Source organism: Marivita sp., assembly GCF_051251565.1.
In the GTDB taxonomy this organism is placed as follows: Bacteria; Pseudomonadota; Alphaproteobacteria; order Rhodobacterales; family Rhodobacteraceae; genus Marivita.
The window spans coordinates 73,521-92,949 of sequence record NZ_JBPOFB010000008.1 but is presented as its reverse complement, the minus strand read 5'-3'; the positions used below and the strand labels follow the sequence as shown (position 1 = coordinate 92,949).

At 59.1% G+C, this 19,429-nt stretch carries 19 protein-coding genes and 1 other RNA gene; 13 read left to right on the top strand and 7 right to left on the bottom strand.

Features of this window, described 5'->3' with window-relative positions; translation table 11 throughout:
- The first annotated feature begins 6 nt into the window (after window positions 1-6).
- The 4 genes from queA (at window position 7) to ACSHXH_RS12375 (ending at window position 4,366) form a co-directional block, all read left to right on the top strand.
- Window positions 7-1,053, top strand: a complete 1,047-nt coding sequence (gene queA, locus ACSHXH_RS12390) for a tRNA preQ1(34) S-adenosylmethionine ribosyltransferase-isomerase QueA (RefSeq protein ID WP_435672107.1) — start codon at window positions 7-9, stop codon at window positions 1,051-1,053.
- Between the two features lie 131 nt (window positions 1,054-1,184).
- A complete protein-coding gene (locus ACSHXH_RS12385; RefSeq protein ID WP_435672106.1) occupies window positions 1,185-2,477 on the top strand; it encodes an MFS transporter in 1,293 nt (430 codons plus the stop codon).
- Window positions 2,478-2,604: 127 nt separating this feature from the next.
- Window positions 2,605-3,183, top strand: coding sequence for a DUF924 family protein (locus ACSHXH_RS12380; RefSeq protein WP_435672105.1), 579 nt, complete (start codon window positions 2,605-2,607; stop codon window positions 3,181-3,183).
- 55 nt (window positions 3,184-3,238) lie between these two features.
- Complete coding sequence (locus ACSHXH_RS12375; RefSeq protein ID WP_435672104.1) at window positions 3,239-4,366, top strand: DUF418 domain-containing protein; 1,128 nt, start codon at window positions 3,239-3,241, stop codon at window positions 4,364-4,366.
- Window positions 4,367-4,384: 18 nt separating this feature from the next.
- On the opposite strand, the gene ACSHXH_RS12370 is transcribed toward ACSHXH_RS12375, so the two are convergent.
- The 3 genes from ACSHXH_RS12370 to ACSHXH_RS12360 all read right to left on the bottom strand — a co-directional run bounded on the left by ACSHXH_RS12370 (window position 4,385) and on the right by ACSHXH_RS12360 (window position 8,007).
- The gene (locus ACSHXH_RS12370; protein WP_435672103.1) at window positions 4,385-5,272 is read right to left on the bottom strand and encodes a fructose bisphosphate aldolase; all 888 of its coding nucleotides are present in this window, start codon (window positions 5,270-5,272) and stop codon (window positions 4,385-4,387) included.
- Between the two features lie 87 nt (window positions 5,273-5,359).
- On the bottom strand, window positions 5,360-6,748 hold the full coding sequence (locus tag ACSHXH_RS12365) for a cytochrome P450 (RefSeq protein ID WP_435672102.1): 1,389 nt from the start codon (window positions 6,746-6,748) through the stop codon (window positions 5,360-5,362).
- Window positions 6,745-8,007 (bottom strand): hypothetical protein, encoded by a 1,263-nt coding sequence (locus ACSHXH_RS12360; RefSeq protein ID WP_435672101.1) that lies wholly within the window; start codon window positions 8,005-8,007, stop codon window positions 6,745-6,747. Before ACSHXH_RS12360 ends, ACSHXH_RS12365 begins: the two co-directional genes overlap by 4 nt.
- A gap of 121 nt (window positions 8,008-8,128) precedes the next feature.
- On the opposite strand from ACSHXH_RS12360, the gene ACSHXH_RS12355 reads away from it, so the two are divergent.
- Window positions 8,129-8,503, top strand: a complete 375-nt coding sequence (locus tag ACSHXH_RS12355) for a DUF4345 family protein (RefSeq protein WP_435672100.1) — start codon at window positions 8,129-8,131, stop codon at window positions 8,501-8,503.
- 133 nt (window positions 8,504-8,636) lie between these two features.
- Window positions 8,637-8,991, top strand: a transfer-messenger RNA (tmRNA) gene (gene ssrA, locus ACSHXH_RS12350).
- Window positions 8,992-9,022: 31 nt separating this feature from the next.
- Here the strand turns inward: ssrA and ACSHXH_RS12345 are convergent.
- The gene (locus ACSHXH_RS12345) at window positions 9,023-10,060 is read right to left on the bottom strand and encodes a zinc-binding dehydrogenase (RefSeq protein ID WP_435672099.1); all 1,038 of its coding nucleotides are present in this window, start codon (window positions 10,058-10,060) and stop codon (window positions 9,023-9,025) included.
- A 159-nt stretch (window positions 10,061-10,219) separates the two neighbouring features.
- Here ACSHXH_RS12345 and ACSHXH_RS12340 point away from each other — a divergent pair, with 159 nt between their 5' ends.
- The 5 genes from ACSHXH_RS12340 (at window position 10,220) to ACSHXH_RS12320 (ending at window position 13,408) form a co-directional block, all read left to right on the top strand.
- The gene (locus ACSHXH_RS12340) at window positions 10,220-10,867 is read left to right on the top strand and encodes a DUF1194 domain-containing protein (protein WP_435672174.1); all 648 of its coding nucleotides are present in this window, start codon (window positions 10,220-10,222) and stop codon (window positions 10,865-10,867) included.
- A 95-nt stretch (window positions 10,868-10,962) separates the two neighbouring features.
- Entirely contained in the window at window positions 10,963-11,463 is a 501-nt protein-coding gene (locus ACSHXH_RS12335; protein WP_435672173.1) for an SspB family protein, read from the top strand.
- A gap of 77 nt (window positions 11,464-11,540) precedes the next feature.
- Window positions 11,541-12,935 carry a class II fumarate hydratase gene (gene fumC, locus ACSHXH_RS12330; protein WP_435672098.1) on the top strand — a complete coding sequence of 465 codons (1,395 nt, stop codon included), beginning with the start codon at window positions 11,541-11,543 and terminating at the stop codon, window positions 12,933-12,935.
- Between the two features lie 75 nt (window positions 12,936-13,010).
- A complete protein-coding gene (locus ACSHXH_RS12325; RefSeq protein WP_435672097.1) occupies window positions 13,011-13,184 on the top strand; it encodes a DUF4169 family protein in 174 nt (57 codons plus the stop codon).
- Window positions 13,181-13,408, top strand: coding sequence for a ribbon-helix-helix domain-containing protein (locus tag ACSHXH_RS12320; RefSeq protein ID WP_435672096.1), 228 nt, complete (start codon window positions 13,181-13,183; stop codon window positions 13,406-13,408). The genes ACSHXH_RS12325 and ACSHXH_RS12320 overlap by 4 nt, the downstream gene beginning before the upstream one ends.
- A 46-nt stretch (window positions 13,409-13,454) precedes the next feature.
- On the opposite strand, the gene ACSHXH_RS12315 is transcribed toward ACSHXH_RS12320, so the two are convergent.
- The 3 genes from ACSHXH_RS12315 to ACSHXH_RS12305 form a co-directional block, all read right to left on the bottom strand.
- Entirely contained in the window at window positions 13,455-14,672 is a 1,218-nt protein-coding gene (locus ACSHXH_RS12315) for an aminopeptidase P family protein (RefSeq protein WP_435672095.1), read from the bottom strand.
- Between the two features lie 202 nt (window positions 14,673-14,874).
- Window positions 14,875-15,324, bottom strand: a complete 450-nt coding sequence (locus tag ACSHXH_RS12310) for an RDD family protein (protein WP_435672094.1) — start codon at window positions 15,322-15,324, stop codon at window positions 14,875-14,877.
- Between the two features lie 73 nt (window positions 15,325-15,397).
- A complete protein-coding gene (locus ACSHXH_RS12305) occupies window positions 15,398-15,817 on the bottom strand; it encodes a DUF2852 domain-containing protein (protein WP_435672093.1) in 420 nt (139 codons plus the stop codon).
- Between the two features lie 28 nt (window positions 15,818-15,845).
- On the opposite strand from ACSHXH_RS12305, the gene ACSHXH_RS12300 reads away from it, so the two are divergent.
- A complete protein-coding gene (locus ACSHXH_RS12300; protein WP_435672092.1) occupies window positions 15,846-16,154 on the top strand; it encodes a hypothetical protein in 309 nt (102 codons plus the stop codon).
- A 445-nt stretch (window positions 16,155-16,599) separates the two neighbouring features.
- Window positions 16,600-19,413, top strand: coding sequence for an Rne/Rng family ribonuclease (locus ACSHXH_RS12295; RefSeq protein WP_435672091.1), 2,814 nt, complete (start codon window positions 16,600-16,602; stop codon window positions 19,411-19,413).
- Window positions 19,414-19,429 lie beyond the last annotated feature (16 nt).

Here is a 19,429-nt window from a genome sequence, read left to right as displayed (position 1 = left end):
CCTCCCATGAAGCTCAGTGATTTCGATTTTGACCTGCCCGAAGAGTTGATCGCCACGCGCCCTGCATCGCCGCGATCATCCGCGCGGATGCTCTTGGCCGAGGCGGGGACCATTGCGGACCGGATCGTCAACCAGTTGCCCGATATCCTGCGCCCTACCGACCGGCTGGTGCTGAATGACACAAAGGTGATTCCGGCACGGCTTTTCGGGGTGCGGCGGCGCAGCGGTGAGGCGGCACCATCTGAAGCGCGGATCGAGGTGACGCTGCTTGAGCCGCAAGCGGACGGGACTTGGACTGCGCTGGTCAAGCCATTGAAAAAGCTGAAAGATGGCGAAAGCGTGGTGTTCTCGGCTGATCTGACGGCGACTTTGGAGGGACGCAGCGACGGGCAGGCGCGGCTGCGCTTTAACCTGATCGGAGATGATTTCGACGCGGCATTGGCAGAGGCCGGCGCGATGCCGCTTCCGCCCTACATCGCGGCCAAGCGGCCGGCCGATGAACAGGACAAGGAAGATTACCAAACCGTCTGGGCGCGCAACCTTGGGGCGGTCGCGGCCCCGACTGCGTCACTGCATTTCGACGAAGCACTGGTCGCCGCCCTAAAGGCGCGCGGTGTTGGCATGAGTTTTGTCACCCTGCATGTCGGTGCGGGCACGTTCCTGCCGGTGAAGGTAGAGGATGTGACCACTCACCGGATGCACGCCGAATGGGGCCGCGTGTCCGAGGCTGCGGCACAAGAGATCGCCGCGACCAAGGCCGCAGGCGGGCGCGTGATCCCGGTGGGCACAACCGCGTTGCGCCTGATCGAAAGCGCGGCGCGCGGCGGCACCATCCAGCCATGGGACGGCGACACGGATATCTTTATCTATCCGGGCTTCGAGTTTCAGGTGACGGATGGGTTGATGACCAATTTCCACCTGCCAAAATCAACGCTGATGATGCTGGTGTCTGCGCTGATGGGGCAGCAGCGGGTCAAGGATATTTACGCCCACGCGATCACCGAGCGTTACAGGTTCTTTTCTTACGGCGACAGTTCTTTGCTTATTCCCTGATCGCAGTCAGGTCTGCGCCGTTGTGGATGCGCGATACGTCGCCCATGTGATTGCGATTTAGGACGACCTGTTTTAGCCGGGGGGAGGGCCACAGGCTGTGGTCCTCCCCCCGGCAACCCAAGGGATGTGATATGTTAACTGTGTTCCGAACATCCTGGCCTTTGCTTCTGGGCATGCTTTTGCTGATGCTGGGCAATGGTCTGCAAGGCTCTTTGTTGGGTGTGCGCGGATCGACCCTGGGGTTTTCATCGGTTGAGATGTCGCTGGTGATGTCGGCGTATTTCGCAGGTTTCCTGGTTGCGTCACGGGTGACGCCGGACATGATCCGGCGCGTCGGGCATGTGCGGGTCTTTGCGGCGCTGGGGTCGTTCATCTCGGCGGCGCTCTTGCTGTTTCCCACGATCCAGGATCCGATTGCGTGGATTCTCGGGCGCGTGGTGATCGGCTTTTGCTTTTGCGGCGTCTATGTCACGGCGGAAAGCTGGCTGAACAATGCCACCACGAACGAGACACGAGGCCAGACGCTGTCGGCCTACATGATCGTTCAGATGATCGGGATCATCACTGCGCAGGGTTTGCTGGTTGTGCCGGACCCGTCTGGATATCTGTTGTTCGTGATTCCGTCCGTTCTGGTGTCGATTGCCTTTGCGCCAATCCTTTTGTCCATCTCGCCGACCCCGGCATTCGAGAGCACAAAGCGGATGACGCTGAAACAGCTTTATACGACGTCGCCACTGGGCTGTGTGGGCATGTTCCTGCTGGGCAGTGTGTTTGCCGCGCAATTCGGCATGGCGGCTGTCTATGCAACCGAAGCGGGCCTGTCGATCAACCAGATCCCGATTTTTACCGCGTCTTTCTATGTGGGGGCGCTGTTGTTCCAATACCCGCTGGGATGGATTTCGGACCGGATGGACCGCCGCGTTCTGATCGCGGTGACGGCGGCGGTTGCCGGGTTGGCGTCATTGACGGGGATGATCTTTGGCGCGTCATTCTACGTTCTTATCTGTGCGGCATTCCTGATCGGAGGCCTGTCCAATCCGCTATATTCCCTGTTGATTGCCTACACGAATGACTTTCTGGAGCACGAGGATATGGCGGCGGCCTCGGCTGGGTTGCTATTTGTAAATGGCGTCGGCGCGGTTATGGGCCCGGTGATCATCGGCTACGCGATGCAGGTGTTTGGGCCTCCCGGCTATTTCATCCTGCTGGCCATCGTTTTGCTGCTCCTGACCGTCTACGCGTTCTACCGAATGACTCAGCGTCCGGCGCCGTCGTCGGATGACACCATGTCCTATCAGGGCATGATGCCGACCGCATCGATGGTGACGGTCGAAATCGCCTCGGAACTGGCCATCGAGACTGCTGAGGCCGAAGCCGATGAACAGGCCGCGCAGGACGCCAAGACCGAGAATACCTCTGTCTAGGCCAAATCCTTGTTCCCAAACGGGATCATATGTCGGAGGTGACATGAAAAGTGACTGTTTTGTGACATTTTTCCTGTCTAGGGTTTGACAAGTTTGGGACGGCTGCGCGAAAGATCGGGAGAGAGACATGGTCACGCCTGACGATGTATTGAGTTTTTGGCTGGACGATGTCGGGCCGAGTGGGTGGTATAAGGCGGAAGATGCGCTGGATCAGGACATCCGCGACAGGTTCGAGGATGCTTGGACAGGCGCGATGGAGGGACGGCACGCAATGTGGCTTACCTATCCAAGCGGGGCGTTGGCATATATCATTCTGATGGATCAGTTGCCGCGCAATATGTTCCGCAATACCGGCAAAGCCTTTGCGTCAGACAGATTTGGACTTTCGGCAGCCAAACAGGCCATTGGCAAAAATTGGGACATGAAGATCGACGAACCCGCGCGACAGTTCTTTTACCTGCCATTGATGCATTCGGAAAACCTGTGTGATCAGGATCGCTGTGTCCGGCTGATGCTGGACCGGATGCCGCAGGAAGGGGCCAACAACCTGTTCCACGCCCGCGCGCACCGCGAAGTCATCCGAAAGTTTGGCCGCTTCCCGTATCGAAATGACGCGCTTGGACGCCGCTCGACCGAATCCGAGTTGCGCTATCTTAGCAGCGGGGGCTACGGCTCTACGGTTGAGGACCTGAAGCAGGCGGGTTGAGCGCGCTGTCTGGCGGGACCTTGCCGTCCGAAGTCGGTTCAATGTGGGGGGCGCAATGACGGATTCCTCACGCGCGCTTATGCCGGATTATTTGCGATTGATCTCCTTGTTTGGGATTGTCGTCGTGAATGTTCAGTTCATCGGCTTTTCGCTGTTGAGCGGTTTGGACACGATCACTTGGTACTCAACAGCAGAGCTGATCACGCTGTGGCTGGTTGACGGGTTGGCTTTGTATAAAAGCTATTCCCTGTTTTCCTTCATGTTTGGTGTCGGGCTTGGCTTTCTGATGGTGTCTGCCGCGCGCACCAATGTGTCCATTGGCAAGCTGTATCGCAATCGGATGATTGGGCTGTTTCTTTTCGGGGTTGTGCATGGGTGCCTGTTCTTTCCCGGCGACGTCCTGTTGGTGTATGCGGTTATGGGCGCGATCCTGTTCCGCCTGCGCAACTGGGAGGCCGCACGCCTTGTCAAAGTGGGGACTGCGCTGGTCGCTGTTCAAGCGCTGACTTTTGCAAGCTTTGCGGCATCCCCCAGTGAGATGCCGGAGACCATTGTGGCCCTCGAACGTGACGTGATGACCGGTGACAGTTTTGTCGCAGTCATCTGGTTCAGAGCGGTCGCTTTTGCCGTTTTGTCGCCGTTTCTCGTTTTGTTTCAGGGAATTGCCGCGTTGGGTTGGTTCTGTCTGGGGCTCGCGGCGGTCAAGTCGGGCATGATCGACCAAGCAGATCACCCGCTTTGGGCCCGCGCACGGTGGTGGTGCCTTGGCCCCGGCATTGCCCTGAGCTTACTTGGGTCGTGGATGTTGCACGCCCAAGGCGTATTGGGTGCGTCGGCGCTGATTTTGATGGCGGCCCCGATTTCAACATTGGGTTATCTGGGGGCAATCGCGGCAATATCCCGTCCGCCGGGGCCTGTCATGCAGCACATATTGGCCGCCGGAGGGTCGAGCCTGAGTATTTATCTTGGCCAGTCGATCATCCTGTCCACGCTGTTTTCGGGCTATGGCTTTGGCCTTTGGGACGCGGTGTCGCGCCCGGTCGTTGTCTTGATCGGCGTGGGCGTGACCGTTGTTCTGATCGCGGCTTTGTCCATCTGGCGCGGGGCGTTCCGGCTTGGGCCGTTCGAATGGCTGTTGCGGCGGATCACTTATGCGGGACAGGTCAAATCACCGCCCGCATAAGGCTGTGCCAGTGGCGCCTTACTTGGAAGCTGCGAAAATCTTGTCGATGTTCGCAGCAAGTGCGGCGTTGAAATCGGCTTCCGACATGCGATGCATCAGCCCTTCGGCCAATGCCCGCGAGAAGCTGGCGATCATCTTGGGGTTCCGAGCCAAACGGGCGCAGGCATCATCAGTACCGTACCCTCCCGACAGCGCCACCATGCGCAGCACGTTGGGATGATCTGCAAGATCGGTGTAAAGCCCGTCTTCGGTCGGGATTGTCAGTTTCAGCATCACGTTCGTGCCACTGTCCAGCGCATTGAGATGCGTCAGGATTTCTTCGTGCAAGATATCTTCGGCCTCGGCTTTGGTGGCACTGTTGATGTCGACCTCGGGTTCAATGATCGGCACCAGACCGGCGGCGCAGACTGTGCGGGCAACGTCGAATTGCTGAGCGACCACAGCCTTGATCCCGTGGGCGTCGGCTTCGTGGACGACGGACCGTTCCTTTGTGCCGAAAACGCCCAATGCCTTGGCATCGGCCAACAGCGCCTCAAGACCCGGCATCGGTTTCATCACCTGTGCGCCGTTGGCGATGTCCTCAAGACCCTTGTCAATTTTCAAGAACGGCACCACGCCGCGCTGGTCCCAAAGATAGCTGGGTACCGGCATGCCCTTGACCGTGTCGCGCATCGTGCGTTCGAACAGGATGGCCCCAAGCACTTTGTCTGATGTGAAGTCCGGTGCGGTCATGATCCGGCAGCGCATGTCGTGGATCAGCGCGAACATTTCGGCTTCGGAGTCATAGGCGTCTTCTTCGACGCCATACAGGCGCAGTGCCTTGGGAGTGGACCCGCCGCTTTGGTCAAGCGCGGCGATAAAGCCTGCGCCTGTTGCGATGCGATCTGCCATTGCGGTGTTGGTCATGTGATATCCCCGATCTGAAACGGTGTGGTTGCGGCTGTCGTAGATCAGCCTTTGTGAAAAAGAAAGTGGCCTGCCAACAGGTTAGCGCTAACCATCCGTGGAGCCCGCTGTGGCTGTGTCTGCGTGGCCCCTTGGGTGGGCGCTTAACCAGATCCCGTCCCGCGCGCGCACCGTCAGATGCGCGACAGGTTGCGGCACCTTGCCCGGCATTGGCGTCAGCGTAACGGCGCGCAGCAAGAGCGACAAAAGCAACGGCCCCTCGGCCATGGCAAAGCCGGCACCGGGACAGACGCGGGGGCCTGCGCTGAACGGCATATAGGCATCGCGCGCCGATTGGCGTGCTGCCTCGGTCTGCCAGCGGGCAGGATCAAACGCATCGGGCGCATCCCAGAGCCGTGTGTGGCGGTGCAGGTGCCATGGGCTAAGCACCAATTGCGCGGCCTTGGGCACGGCGCGGTTGCGGAAGGTTTCGGACTTCGTGCTTTGCCGGACCATCATTGGCACCGGCGGATATAGCCGCAGGGTTTCGCGGAATACATCGCGGCTGGTGGTCAGGCGCTTGACCTCGGTTGCCTGCATGACGCTGTCGGCTTCGGTGGCGATGCGGCTTTGCCATTCAGGGGCCGCGGCGCACAGATAAAGCGCCCAAGCCAAGGCACTTGCACTGGTTTCGTGCCCGGCCAGAAAGAAGATCGCAACCTGATCAACCATTTCCTCGGCGGAAAAGCAGCCGCCTGTTTCGGGGTCCGGGGTCGTCATGATACGGGTTGCCAGATCGTCAGGGGCAGTGCCCGTCGCAATGGCGCGTCCGCGGTCTTCGACCAGCCGTGTGATCAAACTTCGGATTTTGAGCGCCGCGCGCTTGGTCTCGGCCCTGTGAAACCGCGGCATCCAGCGTGGCAAAGGGACAAAGGCCGCCAGGTTGAGGATCGGCTGACTGCGTTGATAGGCGCGGAATTCGTGAAACACCTGCGCTGCGGTCTCGTCCTCGATGGGGATGGAAAACAAAATTCGAAAGATAACGTCGGCGGCAGCGTGGCTGGCGATTTCCTCGACTTCGATTTCAGTTCCGTCGCCGATCTGGTCCAACACGCGGGCCACCATGGCTTGTCCGGCCTCCCACATGGCGGGTAGGGCGTGGGCCAGCCGCCCGCGTTCAAAGGCGGGGTCAATGATACGGCGCTGACGTTCCCATGCGGGACCGTTTGTCAGAAATACAGATTGCCCCAAAAGCGGTCGCAACCCTTCGCCGATGCGGCTTGATTTGGGAAAGTCGCGGGGCCGGTCGCGCAGAATAGTGTGCACAAGTGCCGGATCATTGGCGAGGTAGGAACGGAAAAACGGCGTGCGGAACTCGGCCATCCACGCCTTGTATAGCCGTTCAGGCTGCGCCGAGAGGATGTCGCGCCGGAAAAGCTGAAGATACCGCCAGGGCGACACGCGGTCCGGACGGGACATGGGCTTGGGCGCAATCATGGTGCGACCGAGGTGTATTTCGACACGGCCACGTCAATCCGGCTGGGCGATGGGGCACGGTTGGCATAGCGCGTGCCAAGGGTCAGCGGGCCTGCGGTGATCTGGAAATAATCGTAATCCAAAGGGCGATCAAAAGCGCACAAATACTGGAAATGCAGGCGGAAATACTTGCGCCGCAGTTCTTTCCAGCGCGCGTCCGACAAAGTGCGCGAAAACTGCGCCGAAAACACCAGCGGCCATTGTTTGTCGCGTGTCGCCACGCCGGACACGCCCACCGGATCGCACAGGGCAAAGGCGCAGCCATCGCCTTGGGCGGTGACGTCGACCCACACGATATCGTCGCGTTCAGACAGGAATTGCAGGTCCGCGCGCAACTGCCAGGCATCCGGCAGGAACGAGACCATCGGCACCACATGACCAAGGGTCAGAAACGATAGCGCAGGGCGTGCGGGTCGGTCTGGCGTCTCGCGCAGAATGTCAGCGAGGATCGACACGGCCAGATGCGCGCCCGATGAATGGCCCACCACGAGGATTTCGTCATAGTCGGCCCGCAGCGATGCCGCGATCTGGGCGCGGAACGCATCCATGCGCGTTTGCAGGGCAGGTGGGCTGGCACCGTTATGGCCTGCCGAAAACGCGAAATCATGCATCAGGTAATAGGCATAGATACGACGGTCCTGCGATTTGAACCAGCGCAGGACAAGAACGGCGATCACGAAAAACGGTGCCCAATAAAGCACTGATGCACCCCATCGCAGGAGCGCCCCGTCACCAAATGCCCACAGAACCACACCCGTGAAAAGGGTGCCGAACACCCAGCCCACCAGATGTGCGATCAGCAGCGCAGCAAACAATTGCAGGATCAGCACGCCAATCGGGTAAAGCGCCGCCGCAAGTGGGCCTTTGGGCAACACAGCCAATCGGCGCAGCGTGCCCGAGGCGATGTAAATCCAACTGGTGCGGATCAATTGCCAATAGGTTGCGGGGATGCTGTTCGACATGCTGCCGCGCACGATATCGGACCACAGCAGCACTTCGAAATCCGCTGTTACGCGGGTGTCGTCGATCAGCCCCGACGCGTGCCAGCCATATGGCCCGTCGCCTGCCGCCGCTTCGACATGCAGGCCGTAGCCCGAGATCTCGGCCTGTTTTGCGCCTTCCGTGCGGTACAGCTCGCGGTACCGGCGGGCCGGGAAGGGGTCGTATCCGGGGATGTAGAACACCTTGCGGCGACGGACTTGCATGGGCGCGGCGGACATGAGGGGCTGCTCTGGGTTTTGATCAACTGTATCAGTGTCACGCAAATGCGCCAATTTTTTGATGCATGTGCGCGGGGCCGGGCTAATTGATCTGGCAATACGCAGGATTTGGAGACCGACCATGATCGACATCGTGAACAGCATTGCCGCAGTTTTGACCATCGCGCTGGGCGCGTTCGGATTTCTTGCGCCGCGCTATACCGCCGAGGTGCTGGACCTGCGCACCGGCGCCACAACGATGGGCTTGTCCGAGATGCGGGCGTCGGTGGGCGGTTTGTTTGTTGTGGCGGGGGCAGCGTGTCTGTGGCTGAACATGCCGGTGGCCTATGTGATGCTGGGCTTCGTTTATCTGGGGGCAAGCGCGGGGCGCGCGTTGTCTCTGGTGCTCGACGCGCCGCCCTTGCCCAAGGCGCTTGTCTATTTTCTGGTTGAAGCGGTGTTGGCGGCGTGGCTTTTGATCGCCAATCTCGGGGGTGTTCACGGGGTGTCCCAATAGCGCCGTCCTGACGGTACGGATCAAGTTCAAGGTGCGGGGCCTGTGCTGTTTGGCAAACGGCACTGCGCGGTTCGTCGCGTTTCATCAAAAGGGCTGATGGCTCCGTCAGCTTATGCACCAAATCCCAATGTTGGTGCTTGAAATCCCGGCCCCAAAGCCCGATATAGAAGCTGTCTTCGCAAGGGGACTATAGACATAAACGCGCGTTCAATAAGCGGCTCGGACCCGGGGGCGGTACCCGGCGACTCCACCAAACATCCTGTCATTTGCAGGAACATGGGGTCGAAATAGGATCGACGAACGTCTAAACACGTTAGCTTTGTCTCGGTTAGATACCACCGTTATCGGTTCACATAGTATAGTTGCAAATGACAACAATGCTCCGGTTGCACTCGCAGCGTAAGCTGTGCGGAATACCGAAACTTAAGCCCTGACGCTTAGCAGCATCAGGCGGGGTTCGCAGGCACCTGGCAACAGAAGCCTGCACTTTCTCCCCTGAGCGATGAATGTCGGATAGGCCTATTGCGTGAAATCCGTGATGACAGCGGTGCCCGGTGCTGTGGGTCCGCGCATGGCTGCCAGTTCGGCGCTGGCACCCGAGAGCGTCACCTCGCGCGCGACCATCGGGCGGATGTCGACCTGTCCCCGCGCGATCATGTCCAAGAGCGTTGGATATTTCCAAGCAGGCATGCCGCGCGTTCCAAAAAATGCGAGCTGTTTGCTGTAGATGCCGCGCATGTTGATCTGCATAGTGCCAGATGCGCCTGCGGGCATGCCGACCTGCACATGACGCCCCAACACGCGCAAACAGTCGATTGAGGCGTTGGTGGTCGCCGCGATCCCAAGCGCCTCGATCGACACATGCGCGCCGCCGCCTGTGATGTCATGAATTGCAGCGGCCACATCCGTGTCGCGCGCGTTGATAGCCGCATCTGCGCCCAAGCCTTTGGCATGGGTCAGCTTTTCATCGACCACATCGACCACCACCACTTGCGCGCCCAACGCTTTGGCCAGCAGTAGGGTGGCAAGGCCAATACCGCCTGTGCCATGCACCGCGACCCACTCTCCTGCACGCACGTTCGCCCGGTCGGTCAACGCGTGCCACGCCGTCGTCACCCGGCAGCCAAGCCCGGCTGCAAGCGCTGGTGTCATGGTGTCGGGCAGGGGGACAAGGTTGTGGTCAAACGGCACAGCGACGAATTCCGCATAGGCCCCTTGTGTGCCAAAGCCCGGAACGATCTGATGCGCACAGGTGTTGGATACGCCGGTATGACAGGCGGGGCAGCTGCCGCAGGACAGAATGAACGGCGCAATCAACCTGTCACCGATCTTGTGTTTGGCCTGGGGGCCAGCCGCGACGACTGTGCCGCAATATTCGTGACCCAGAATATCGCCGGGATTCACCTTGGGGTGTTCGCCGGTCCAGCCGTGAAAATCCGACCTGCACACACCGCAGGCCGCAACCTCCAGCACGACGCCATTGTCCGGGCAGGCCGGGTCAGCGACCGTCTCAAGGACAAGGTCTTGGTTGAAGTCACGGAGTACGGCAGCGCGCATGGCAGGTCCTTTGATGACAGGGGCATCGTCTAAACATCAGTCAAATCAAAAAGCTGCGCCATGACCAAGGCCAAAATGCATCGGTGCGCTTTGGCAGGGTCGCAGGTGGGCCTGACGTTTTACTTGACGGCACCCTGTGCTGACGCATCATTGGACCCAATGTTGCTGCGCGCGCTGATCATATGTCTTTGCCTTTCCCAGCCCGCGCAGGCGTGCCGCACGGCACTTATCCTTGCGATGGATGTGTCCCAATCGGTTGATCCAGGTGAATACCGAATTCAGATCGATGGGCTGGCTGCGGCTTTACGCGACCCCGAAATTGCCGAGATTCTGGTGCGTGATCAGGTGGCCCTCAGCGTGATCCAATGGTCTGGGGTCGACGCCCAAGAGGTGAGCCTTGATTGGACGCAGATGTTCAGCCCCAGCCATGTGCAGATCTTTGCCGCGGCCGTGGAACGGCTGCCGCGGGCGTTCGTGATGTCTAACACCGCCCCCGCAGAGGCACTGGGCATGGCGCTGCGCCATTTTGACACCAGTCCCGATTGCGACCGCCGCATCATTGATATGTCAGGCGACGGAACGCCCAACGCGGGGGCAGAGGTAAGCAGGGTGCGCCGCGCCGCAGAACGTGCCGGTGTGACCGTCAATGGCTTGGCCATTGAAGGGTTGGGCCGGGCCATCACCAATTTCTACCAACGCCATGTCATCACAGCGGATGGGTTTGTGGAAACCGCGCGGGGCCACCGGGATTATGCCCGTGCGATCCGCCGGAAAATCCTCCGTGAAATCAGCAGCGTCTTTGGATAGCGGAAATCCTCGGCTTGGTGCAGTTTGCATGACAGCTGGCCTTTTGTTTTCGATTTTTTGCAATATGATCGATGCAGACTCGGGGGATGACAGCCATGACGACGGGCATCAATTATGGAAGCTTGATGCATCAGGCGATGCGCGGATTGATCCGCAACGTTCTTGATGACGTAAAGCAGAACGGCCTTCCGGGCGATCATCACTTTTTTATCACGTTTGACACCGGACATCCGGATGTCGAAATCGCGGATTGGTTGTCCGACCGCTATCCGGGTGAAATGACCGTGGTGATGCAGAATTGGTTCGACAATCTTGAGGTGACCGACGACGGTTTTGCCGTCACGCTCAATTTCGGCGATGCGCCGGAGCGGCTGTATATTCCGTTCGATGCGATTCTGACCTTTGTCGATCCGTCGGTCGAATTCGGTCTGCGCTTTGAAAGCACTGACAGCGAAGACGCCGAAGAGGGGGATGTCGTGCCATCGCCGCTTGCATCGAAGGACCGTAAGAAAACCGCCAAGGTGCCAAAGGCGGTAACCTCGTCGCCAGAGCGCAAAAATGCCGACGTTGTCAGCTTGGACACTTTCCGCAAGTAACCCTGCGCCAGTTTGACAATTGCTCAAAGCGCTGGATGCGGCTAAACGGCATGCAACTGCATACCGAGGAGGCCCAGATGGCTCAGACCCGCACCGAATCCGACAGTTTTGGCCCGCTTGAGGTTCCGACCGATAAGTATTGGGGCGCGCAGACGCAGCGTTCGATCATGAACTTCCCCATCGGCTGGGAAAAACAGCCCGTTGCGATTGTTCGCGCGCTTGGCGTCATCAAAAAGGCCTGCGCGCAGGCGAACAAGGCGTCCGGTGATCTGGATGCACGTCTGGCCGACGCGATTGTTCAAGCGGCAGGCGAGGTGATCGACGGCACATTTGACGACAACTTCCCGCTTGTTGTCTGGCAGACAGGCTCGGGCACTCAGTCGAACATGAACGCCAACGAGGTGATCGCGAACCGTGCGATTGAAATTCTGGGTGGTGTGATCGGATCGAAAGACCCGGTGCACCCGAACGACCATTGCAATATGGGTCAGTCGTCGAATGACACCTTCCCGACCGCGATGCACATTGCCGCTGCGATGATGGTGCGCGATGTGCTTTTGCCGGGGCTGGAAAAGCTGGCCTCCGGACTTGAGCAAAAATCCGAAGAATTCAAAGACATTATCAAAATTGGCCGAACACACACGCAAGACGCCACGCCACTGACATTGGGGCAGGAGTTTTCCGGCTACGCGCACCAAATCCGCATGGGCATCGCGCGGATCAATACCTGCCTGCCGGGAATTTACGAACTGGCACAGGGCGGCACAGCCGTTGGCACGGGCCTCAACACCAAGCAGGGCTGGGGCGAAACCGTTGCCGCGAACATGGCCGAGATCACCGGCCTGCCGTTTGTGACCGCCCCCAACAAGTTTGAGGCGCTGGCCGCGCATGATGCCATGGTGTTCATGTCGGGTGCTTTGGCGACCGTGGCGGGGTCGTGCTACAAAATTGCCAACGACATCCGCTTTCTGGGCTCTGGCCCGCGCTCGGGTCTGGGGGAATTGATCTTACCGGAAAACGAGCCAGGATCGTCGATCATGCCGGGCAAGGTGAACCCGACCCAGGCCGAGGCGCTGACGCAGGTCGCCGCCCATGTCATGGGCAATGACGCCGCGATCAAGTTCGCAGGCAGTCAGGGGCATTTTGAGCTGAACGTCTACAACCCGATGATGTCCTATAACCTGTTGCAAAGCATGCAGCTTTTGGGTGACGCTGCCGACAGCTTTACCGAACGGATGCTGCTTGGGATCGAAGCGAACGAGCCGCGCATCGAAAAGCTGATGACAGAATCTCTGATGCTGGTGACGGCGTTGGCCCCAACTATCGGCTATGACAACGCCACCAAGGTTGCCAAGACCGCGCACAAGAACGGCACAACGCTCAAGGACGAGGCGATTGCGCTGGGCTTTGTGGATGCGGAAACCTTTGACCGCGTTGTGCGGCCCGAGGATATGATTGGGCCGAAGGGCTAAGCCGTTTCGAAATCGCGTTCGCAAGGCCCTCCCAAGGGCCTTGCGTGTCTTGCGTCGGTTGGTATCCTTTTGCCCATGACCAAAGTCACCAACCTCAACCATTTTCGCAAAGCAAAGGCGCGTTCAGAAAAGCGTGCTGGGGCCGACGCGAATGCCGTAAAATTCGGACGGACCAAGGCGCAGAAAAATCTTGAGTCAGCACGCGCCGAAAAGGCGATACGCGATCTGGACGGTAAATCCATTTCATGAGCGGACGTCCGGTCAAACGGTCGCTGACCCTGCAAGGGCATCGTACGAGTGTGTCGCTGGAGGATGCGTTCTGGCGTGCGTTTCGTGACATTGCGGCGGAAAAGGATATGCCGATCAATGCCTTGGCCGCAGAAATTGATGAGGCGCGCGAGGTTGATGTCGGCTTGGCATCAGCCATTCGGCTGTTTGTCTTGGACTGGTATCGTAAGGGTGGGGGCACATAGCGCGTCATCCTCGGGTCACGCCCGAGGATGATGGTTTGAAGCGGCCTTAGCCGATGATGTTGTGCTCTGGGCCGTAGGGAAAGCCGGTGATATTGTCCGCGCCGTCCTCGGTTACCACAAGGATGTCATGTTCGCGGTAGCCACCAGCTCCGGCGGTGCCTTCGGGAATCCAAAGCATCGGTTCGATGGACACGACCATTCCCGGCTCCAGCACCGTGTCGATGTCTTCGCGCAGCTCAAGCCCAGCTTCGCGGCCATAATAATGGCTCAGGATGCCAAAAGAATGACCATAGCCAAAGGATCGATGGTGCAGCAGGTTTTCCTGTACGAACAAACGGTTGATTTCGTCGCATATTTGCGCGCAGGACATCCCCGGTTTGATGAGGCTGAGCCCAAGCTCATGTGCGGCGACATTGGCGGTCCAGATCCGCAAGGAATCGGCATCCGGTTCTCCGAGGAACAATGTGCGTTCCAGCGCGGTGTAATAGGCCGAGATCATCGGAAAGGTGTTCAGGCTGAGGATATCGCCCATTTCCAGCGCACGGGTGGTGACGGGGTTGTGCGCGCCGTCGGTGTTCAGGCCCGACTGGAACCACACCCACGTGTCGCGGATTTCGCTGTCGGGAAAGCTGTGGGCGATCTCAAGCTCCATCGCGTCGCGGCCTGCCATGGCGATGTCGATCTCGCGGGCACCTGCCGCGATCGCGTCACGGATGGCATATCCGCCCACATCGGCGATGCGTGCGCCTTCGCGGATCAGGGCGATTTCGGCGGGCGATTTGATCATGCGCGCGCGCATCGTGTCGGGCGCGATGTCGATGATGTCCGGTGTGTTCATGAACACGTCAAGCGTGGCGCGGGCTGCCAGCGTCAGGTGGTCGCCTTCAACGCCAATCCGGTGGCCAGTGCCGACCAAACCCGCAATGGCGCGCCAGTAATTGTTCCGTTCCCAATCGGTGTAGATGACATTGTCGCAATGCGCCCGACGCCACGGTTGTCCACCATCGATATTGGCCGACACGGTGGTGCAGGCGTCATGGGTTACAACAAGGCCATATGGGCGGCCAAAGCTGCAATAGAGAAACCCGGAATAGTAGGCGATGGTCTGCATCGAGCTGAGCAGCACCGCGTCCAGATCATGCGTGGCCATGATGGTGCGCAGGTTGGCGATGCGGGCGTCGTATTCCGAGGCGGCAAAGGGCAGGGGGGCTTTGTCGCCGTTGTGGCTGGTGAAGGTCTGGGGGCGGTTGATCGTGTCGAACATGGGTTCAGTCTCCGTCAATAAGCCGGGACAAAACGCAAAGCGCCCGGCATCACATCCGGGCGTTCAGGACTGTTAGCTTTGCTGTGAAAGCCTGATGCGGGTCTTGCTCCGGCGACGCCATCGACGGCACATCCCCATTTCGATGCCAAAGCGCTGCGGTTCTGTCAATGGGGATGAGGGGCAGGACGCCACACCGCTTGTCTCAGGCGCGGCGGTTGATGGCGACGGTGCCCAAAAGCATATCGGTGAGGCCTTGGCCGCGTTCGGTCAGGACCATCATTGCGATCGAGATCAGTTGCAGCGGGAACACGGACATCGACACCGTATAGCCCAGAGTGTGCATGAACGCCTGACTGAAATCAAAATGTTCGCCGCGGCTGTCGCGGAATTCAATGGACATTATCCGCATGCCCCATGTGGCTGACCGGCCAGTGATGGTGGCGACGCGGTAGATAAAGCCCACCACGAAGAACAGCAGTGGCAGAAACCAAAGCGCGATAAACAGGGTCATCACCACGATCGGGATCACCAGCGCAAGGATCAACGCGGCATCGATCACCCAGGCAACACCACGTTTGACAGTGACACTGTCGTAGAATTCGGGCTGCACCACCGGGTCAGGCAGATTGGGATAGGTGTTCGTGGTTATCATCGTCTAGAACCGTTGCTTTCTATAGGGGATAGGCGTGGCCCCGATATGGGGCCACAGTCGTGGGATTCAAAGATCAGGCGTCTTCGGATTCGCGGGTTTCTTTCGCGGTCTTTGCGCGGTCGTCCATGAACTGATCGAACTCGGCCTTGTCTTTGGCGTCGCGCAGACGCTTCATGAATGCTTCAAAGTTTTCCTGCTCGTCTTCGAGACGGCGCAGGGTTTCGGTCTTGTAGGCGTCGAAGGCCGAATTGCCGGATGACCGCATTGCGGTGAATTTGTGCGAGTTGCGGCTGCGGTTGCAGGATGAATTGAACATGCGTTTGCTCCAGATCATATATCCAAGAAGGGCAAGGCCGATGGGCCAGAAGAAGATAAAGCCAAGGACCATTGCGGCGATCCAGGCAGCTTTGCCTTTTGAATCAAGCCACGCCTCGGCGCGGGAAAACCAACCCATGCGGGTCGAAAGGGAAGCGGGGGCGGCGATCGTGCTCATTGTCAACTCCGTTGTTTGTGTGATGTGAATGTCTTTCACATTAGACAGATCGGGAGTGTTGGATCGGTTTGCAAGGGATAATGTGAATGTTTTTTACATTTACTTAATTTATAATTTAAATTCATATGCTTGGCATGGTGTGGTTTCAGTCAGGCAGGCCGGATCAAACGGCAAAACATGCCGTCGCGTGCCTGTTGTGGCCGAAATTAAGTCAAAATGCAGCAATCCTGGATCACGCAATGCTCGGCTGAGCCAAGGTGCTCATGGTGCGGATTTTGATGTGCTCGCGGGCGGCACGGAATGGGGCGCGAGCCCGCTTCAAGCCTTCGCCTTTTGAAGCGTTCAGCATACAATTTGATTGATTTTCCAATGGCAAGACATGTGTCACATGCAGAAAAGGTAAGATTGCCCATTGTGCATGTGACCTCTCTCGCCTTATTGTGATGATCAGCCCGGTCCGTTTGACGGAATGCGGGCGCAAGAGTTTCGCTGTTCTGAATATCGGCAGAGTGTCCTGAGTTCAGAGCAGGCTGATATGGCCCGCAAGGCCGTCTACACACACCTGAGGTTTTTATAGAACGTCAGGGTCGCAACGGATGCAGTCACTGTCGTGACAAGCATCGGAGAAGAAACGCGATGAAACGCGCGCAGGACATGAGGCTAGAGCAACGGGGCATTTCACCCCGGCCAGCCGCTGCGCCCGCCCTCGCCATGACAAGACACACCCGATCCCGCCCTCTTTTCGAAAGACGGGGGCTGCGACGGTTGTGCACACGGAATTTATGCCCAAGAAAATGCTTATCGATGCCACCCACGCCGAGGAAACTCGGGTTGTGGTGGTCGACGGACACAAGGTTGAGGAATTTGACTTTGAATCCGAAAACAAACGCCAGCTAGCTGGCAACATCTACCTCGCAAAAGTAACCCGGGTCGAACCGTCGCTTCAGGCTGCGTTCGTGGATTACGGCGGCAACCGCCACGGGTTCCTCGCGTTCTCGGAAATCCATCCCGATTACTACCAAATCCCGGTCGCAGACCGCGAAGCGCTCATGGAAGAAGAGCGCGCTTATGCGGAATCGCAGGCCAAGCGCGAAGACGAGGACGAAAAGCCGAAATCCCGCCGGGGCCGCGGGCGCAACCGCTCGCGCGCTGCCAAGGCTGACAATGACGACGCCGTCGCCGTCAAAGACCTGTCTGATGACATATCAGGCATGGAGACCATCGACCTGTCGGAAGACGACGAGGACGACGAGGGCCTGTCTCCGATGGAGACGGTTGCCGACACGCCGGTTGAAGAACCCGACGAGATAGACGCACCCGAGGATATCGGGGCCGACCACCATGACGACGAAGACGATCATGATGAAAAGTCCGAGCCCGCAGATCGTGATGAAAACATCGAATCTGTCGCCGATGACGACACTCATGACGACATCCGCCCGCGCCGCAAGCCGCGCGCAAAGCGGTACAAGATCCAAGAAGTCATCAAGGTGCGCCAGATCCTTTTGGTGCAGGTCGTCAAGGAAGAACGCGGCAACAAGGGCGCTGCCCTGACAACGTATCTGTCGCTGGCGGGTCGCTATTGTGTGCTTATGCCCAACACCGCGCGCGGTGGTGGCATCAGCCGCAAGATCACCAATGCTCCCGACCGCAAGAAGCTCAAGGAAATTGCCAACGAGATCGACGTGCCGCAGGGCGCGGGTCTGATCATTCGGACAGCGGGTGCCAAGCGCACCAAGACCGAGATCAAGCGTGACTATGAATACTTGCAGCGCTTGTGGGAACAGATCCGCGAATTGACGCTGAAATCCATCGCACCGGCCAAGATCTACGAAGAGGGCGACCTGATCAAACGGTCGATCCGCGATCTGTATAACCGCGACATCGACGAAGTTCTGGTGGAAGGCGAACGCGGCTATCGCATCGCCAAGGACTTCATGAAGATGATCATGCCGTCCCACGCCAAGAACGTGCAGCATTACGTCGAACCCATGCCGCTTTTTGCGCGCCATCAGGTGGAATCCTACCTGTCGGGCATGTTCAACCCCACTGTGCAGCTCAAGTCCGGGGGCTATATCGTAATTGGCGTGACCGAAGCGCTTGTGGCCATCGACGTCAACTCGGGTCGGGCGACCAAGGAAGGCTCGATCGAGGAAACCGCGCTCAAGACCAACATTGAGGCGGCCGAAGAAGTGGCGCGTCAGTTGCGCCTGCGCGATCTTGCCGGTCTGATCGTGATCGACTTCATCGACATGGACGAGCGCAAGAACAACGCTGCCGTCGAAAAGCGCATCAAAGACAAACTGAAAAATGATCGTGCGCGCATTCAGGTCGGTCGGATTTCCGGCTTTGGTCTGATGGAAATGTCGCGCCAGCGTCTGCGCCCCGGCATGATCGAGGCGACAACCCAACCCTGCCCAAGCTGTCATGGCACCGGTCTGATCCGGTCGGATGACAACATGGCGCTGCAAGTGCTTCGCCAGATCGAAGAAGAGGGCGTGCGCCGCCGGTCGCGTGAAGTGCTGGTCAAATGCCCGGTCTCTATCGCCAATTTCCTGATGAACCAGAAACGCGAACATGTGGCCCAGATCGAAGCGCGCTACGGCCTGTCCGTGCGGATCGAAGGCGATGTGCATCTGGTCAGCCCGGATTTCACGATGGAGAAGTTCAAGACCGCAACCCGTGTCGTGCCCGAAGCGGTGACCCACGTGGTCTCTGTTGATACGTCGCTGATGGATCAGGTCGACGAAGACGCGGCGGAAGAGGACGATGAAGACGAAGATCAGACGGATGTGTCTGACGACGCCGTCTCTGAAAACACCGATGACGAGGACGGCAAGCCCAAGAAGCGGCGTCGCCGGTCCCGTCGTGGTGGGCGTGGCCGCAACCGGAACCGGGATCGTCAGGAAGACGGCGAAAACGGATCGGATGCAGAAGACGACACGGACACGCCTGAAACTGACACGTCCGCAGACGTTGACGCTCCGGTTGCCGCAAAGGCAGTGTCAGCTGGCGCGTCTACAGATGCCGTGACCGAAGACGCCGCCGAAAAACCCAAGCGGACGCGGAGCCGGTCGCGCAAGAAGCCCGAGTCGGCTGAGGCTGATGCGGCAGATGTGGTAGTGTCAAAGCCCGCGCCGAAATCGACAAGCACGCGGACACCCAAGCCTAAGGTAGAGGATGCTCCCGTCGCTGACGCGGGTGCAGAGGACGCGGCAATTGCCGAAGACGCGCCCAAGAAAAAGCCACGCACCCGGACCCGCAAAAAGCCCGAGGCGGTTGAGGCGGCAGAGGCCGAAGCGACGGACACCCCAAAACCGGCTAAGAAAGCGCCTGCAAAACGGACCCGTGCAAAGAAGCCTGCCAAGGCGGATGAGCCAGTTGTTGCAGACGAAAAGCCCGCTGTTGTTGCCGTGGCTGAAGCCGCACCTGCGGTTGTTGCGCCGACACCTGCACCGGTTGCCACGCCTGAACCTGTTTCGGCCCCTGAGCCTGTGGCAGTGGTCAAGCCTGAGCCTGTTGCGGCAGAGCCTGAGACGGCACCGGAGGATACCGCCAAATCCAAGCGCAAGGGCTGGTGGTCCTTGGGCCGCTGATCCGATCCAAGTTGCG

What these genes read in the sequence shown, in the direction of transcription:
- queA (WP_435672107.1), top strand. Translation starts at nt 7, where the DNA reads ATGAAGCTCAGTGATTTCGATTTTGACCTGCCCGAAGAGTTGATCGCC.
- ACSHXH_RS12385 (WP_435672106.1), top strand. Translation starts at nt 1,185, where the DNA reads ATGTTAACTGTGTTCCGAACATCCTGGCCTTTGCTTCTGGGCATGCTT.
- ACSHXH_RS12380 (WP_435672105.1), top strand. Translation starts at nt 2,605, where the DNA reads ATGGTCACGCCTGACGATGTATTGAGTTTTTGGCTGGACGATGTCGGG.
- ACSHXH_RS12375 (WP_435672104.1), top strand. Translation starts at nt 3,239, where the DNA reads ATGACGGATTCCTCACGCGCGCTTATGCCGGATTATTTGCGATTGATC.
- ACSHXH_RS12370 (WP_435672103.1), bottom strand. Translation starts at nt 5,272, where the DNA reads ATGACCAACACCGCAATGGCAGATCGCATCGCAACAGGCGCAGGCTTT.
- ACSHXH_RS12365 (WP_435672102.1), bottom strand. Translation starts at nt 6,748, where the DNA reads ATGATTGCGCCCAAGCCCATGTCCCGTCCGGACCGCGTGTCGCCCTGG.
- ACSHXH_RS12360 (WP_435672101.1), bottom strand. Translation starts at nt 8,007, where the DNA reads ATGTCCGCCGCGCCCATGCAAGTCCGTCGCCGCAAGGTGTTCTACATC.
- ACSHXH_RS12355 (WP_435672100.1), top strand. Translation starts at nt 8,129, where the DNA reads ATGATCGACATCGTGAACAGCATTGCCGCAGTTTTGACCATCGCGCTG.
- ACSHXH_RS12345 (WP_435672099.1), bottom strand. Translation starts at nt 10,060, where the DNA reads ATGCGCGCTGCCGTACTCCGTGACTTCAACCAAGACCTTGTCCTTGAG.
- ACSHXH_RS12340 (WP_435672174.1), top strand. Translation starts at nt 10,220, where the DNA reads ATGTTGCTGCGCGCGCTGATCATATGTCTTTGCCTTTCCCAGCCCGCG.
- ACSHXH_RS12335 (WP_435672173.1), top strand. Translation starts at nt 10,963, where the DNA reads ATGACGACGGGCATCAATTATGGAAGCTTGATGCATCAGGCGATGCGC.
- fumC (WP_435672098.1), top strand. Translation starts at nt 11,541, where the DNA reads ATGGCTCAGACCCGCACCGAATCCGACAGTTTTGGCCCGCTTGAGGTT.
- ACSHXH_RS12325 (WP_435672097.1), top strand. Translation starts at nt 13,011, where the DNA reads ATGACCAAAGTCACCAACCTCAACCATTTTCGCAAAGCAAAGGCGCGT.
- ACSHXH_RS12320 (WP_435672096.1), top strand. Translation starts at nt 13,181, where the DNA reads ATGAGCGGACGTCCGGTCAAACGGTCGCTGACCCTGCAAGGGCATCGT.
- ACSHXH_RS12315 (WP_435672095.1), bottom strand. Translation starts at nt 14,672, where the DNA reads ATGTTCGACACGATCAACCGCCCCCAGACCTTCACCAGCCACAACGGC.
- ACSHXH_RS12310 (WP_435672094.1), bottom strand. Translation starts at nt 15,324, where the DNA reads ATGATAACCACGAACACCTATCCCAATCTGCCTGACCCGGTGGTGCAG.
- ACSHXH_RS12305 (WP_435672093.1), bottom strand. Translation starts at nt 15,817, where the DNA reads ATGAGCACGATCGCCGCCCCCGCTTCCCTTTCGACCCGCATGGGTTGG.
- ACSHXH_RS12300 (WP_435672092.1), top strand. Translation starts at nt 15,846, where the DNA reads ATGTCTTTCACATTAGACAGATCGGGAGTGTTGGATCGGTTTGCAAGG.
- ACSHXH_RS12295 (WP_435672091.1), top strand. Translation starts at nt 16,600, where the DNA reads ATGCCCAAGAAAATGCTTATCGATGCCACCCACGCCGAGGAAACTCGG.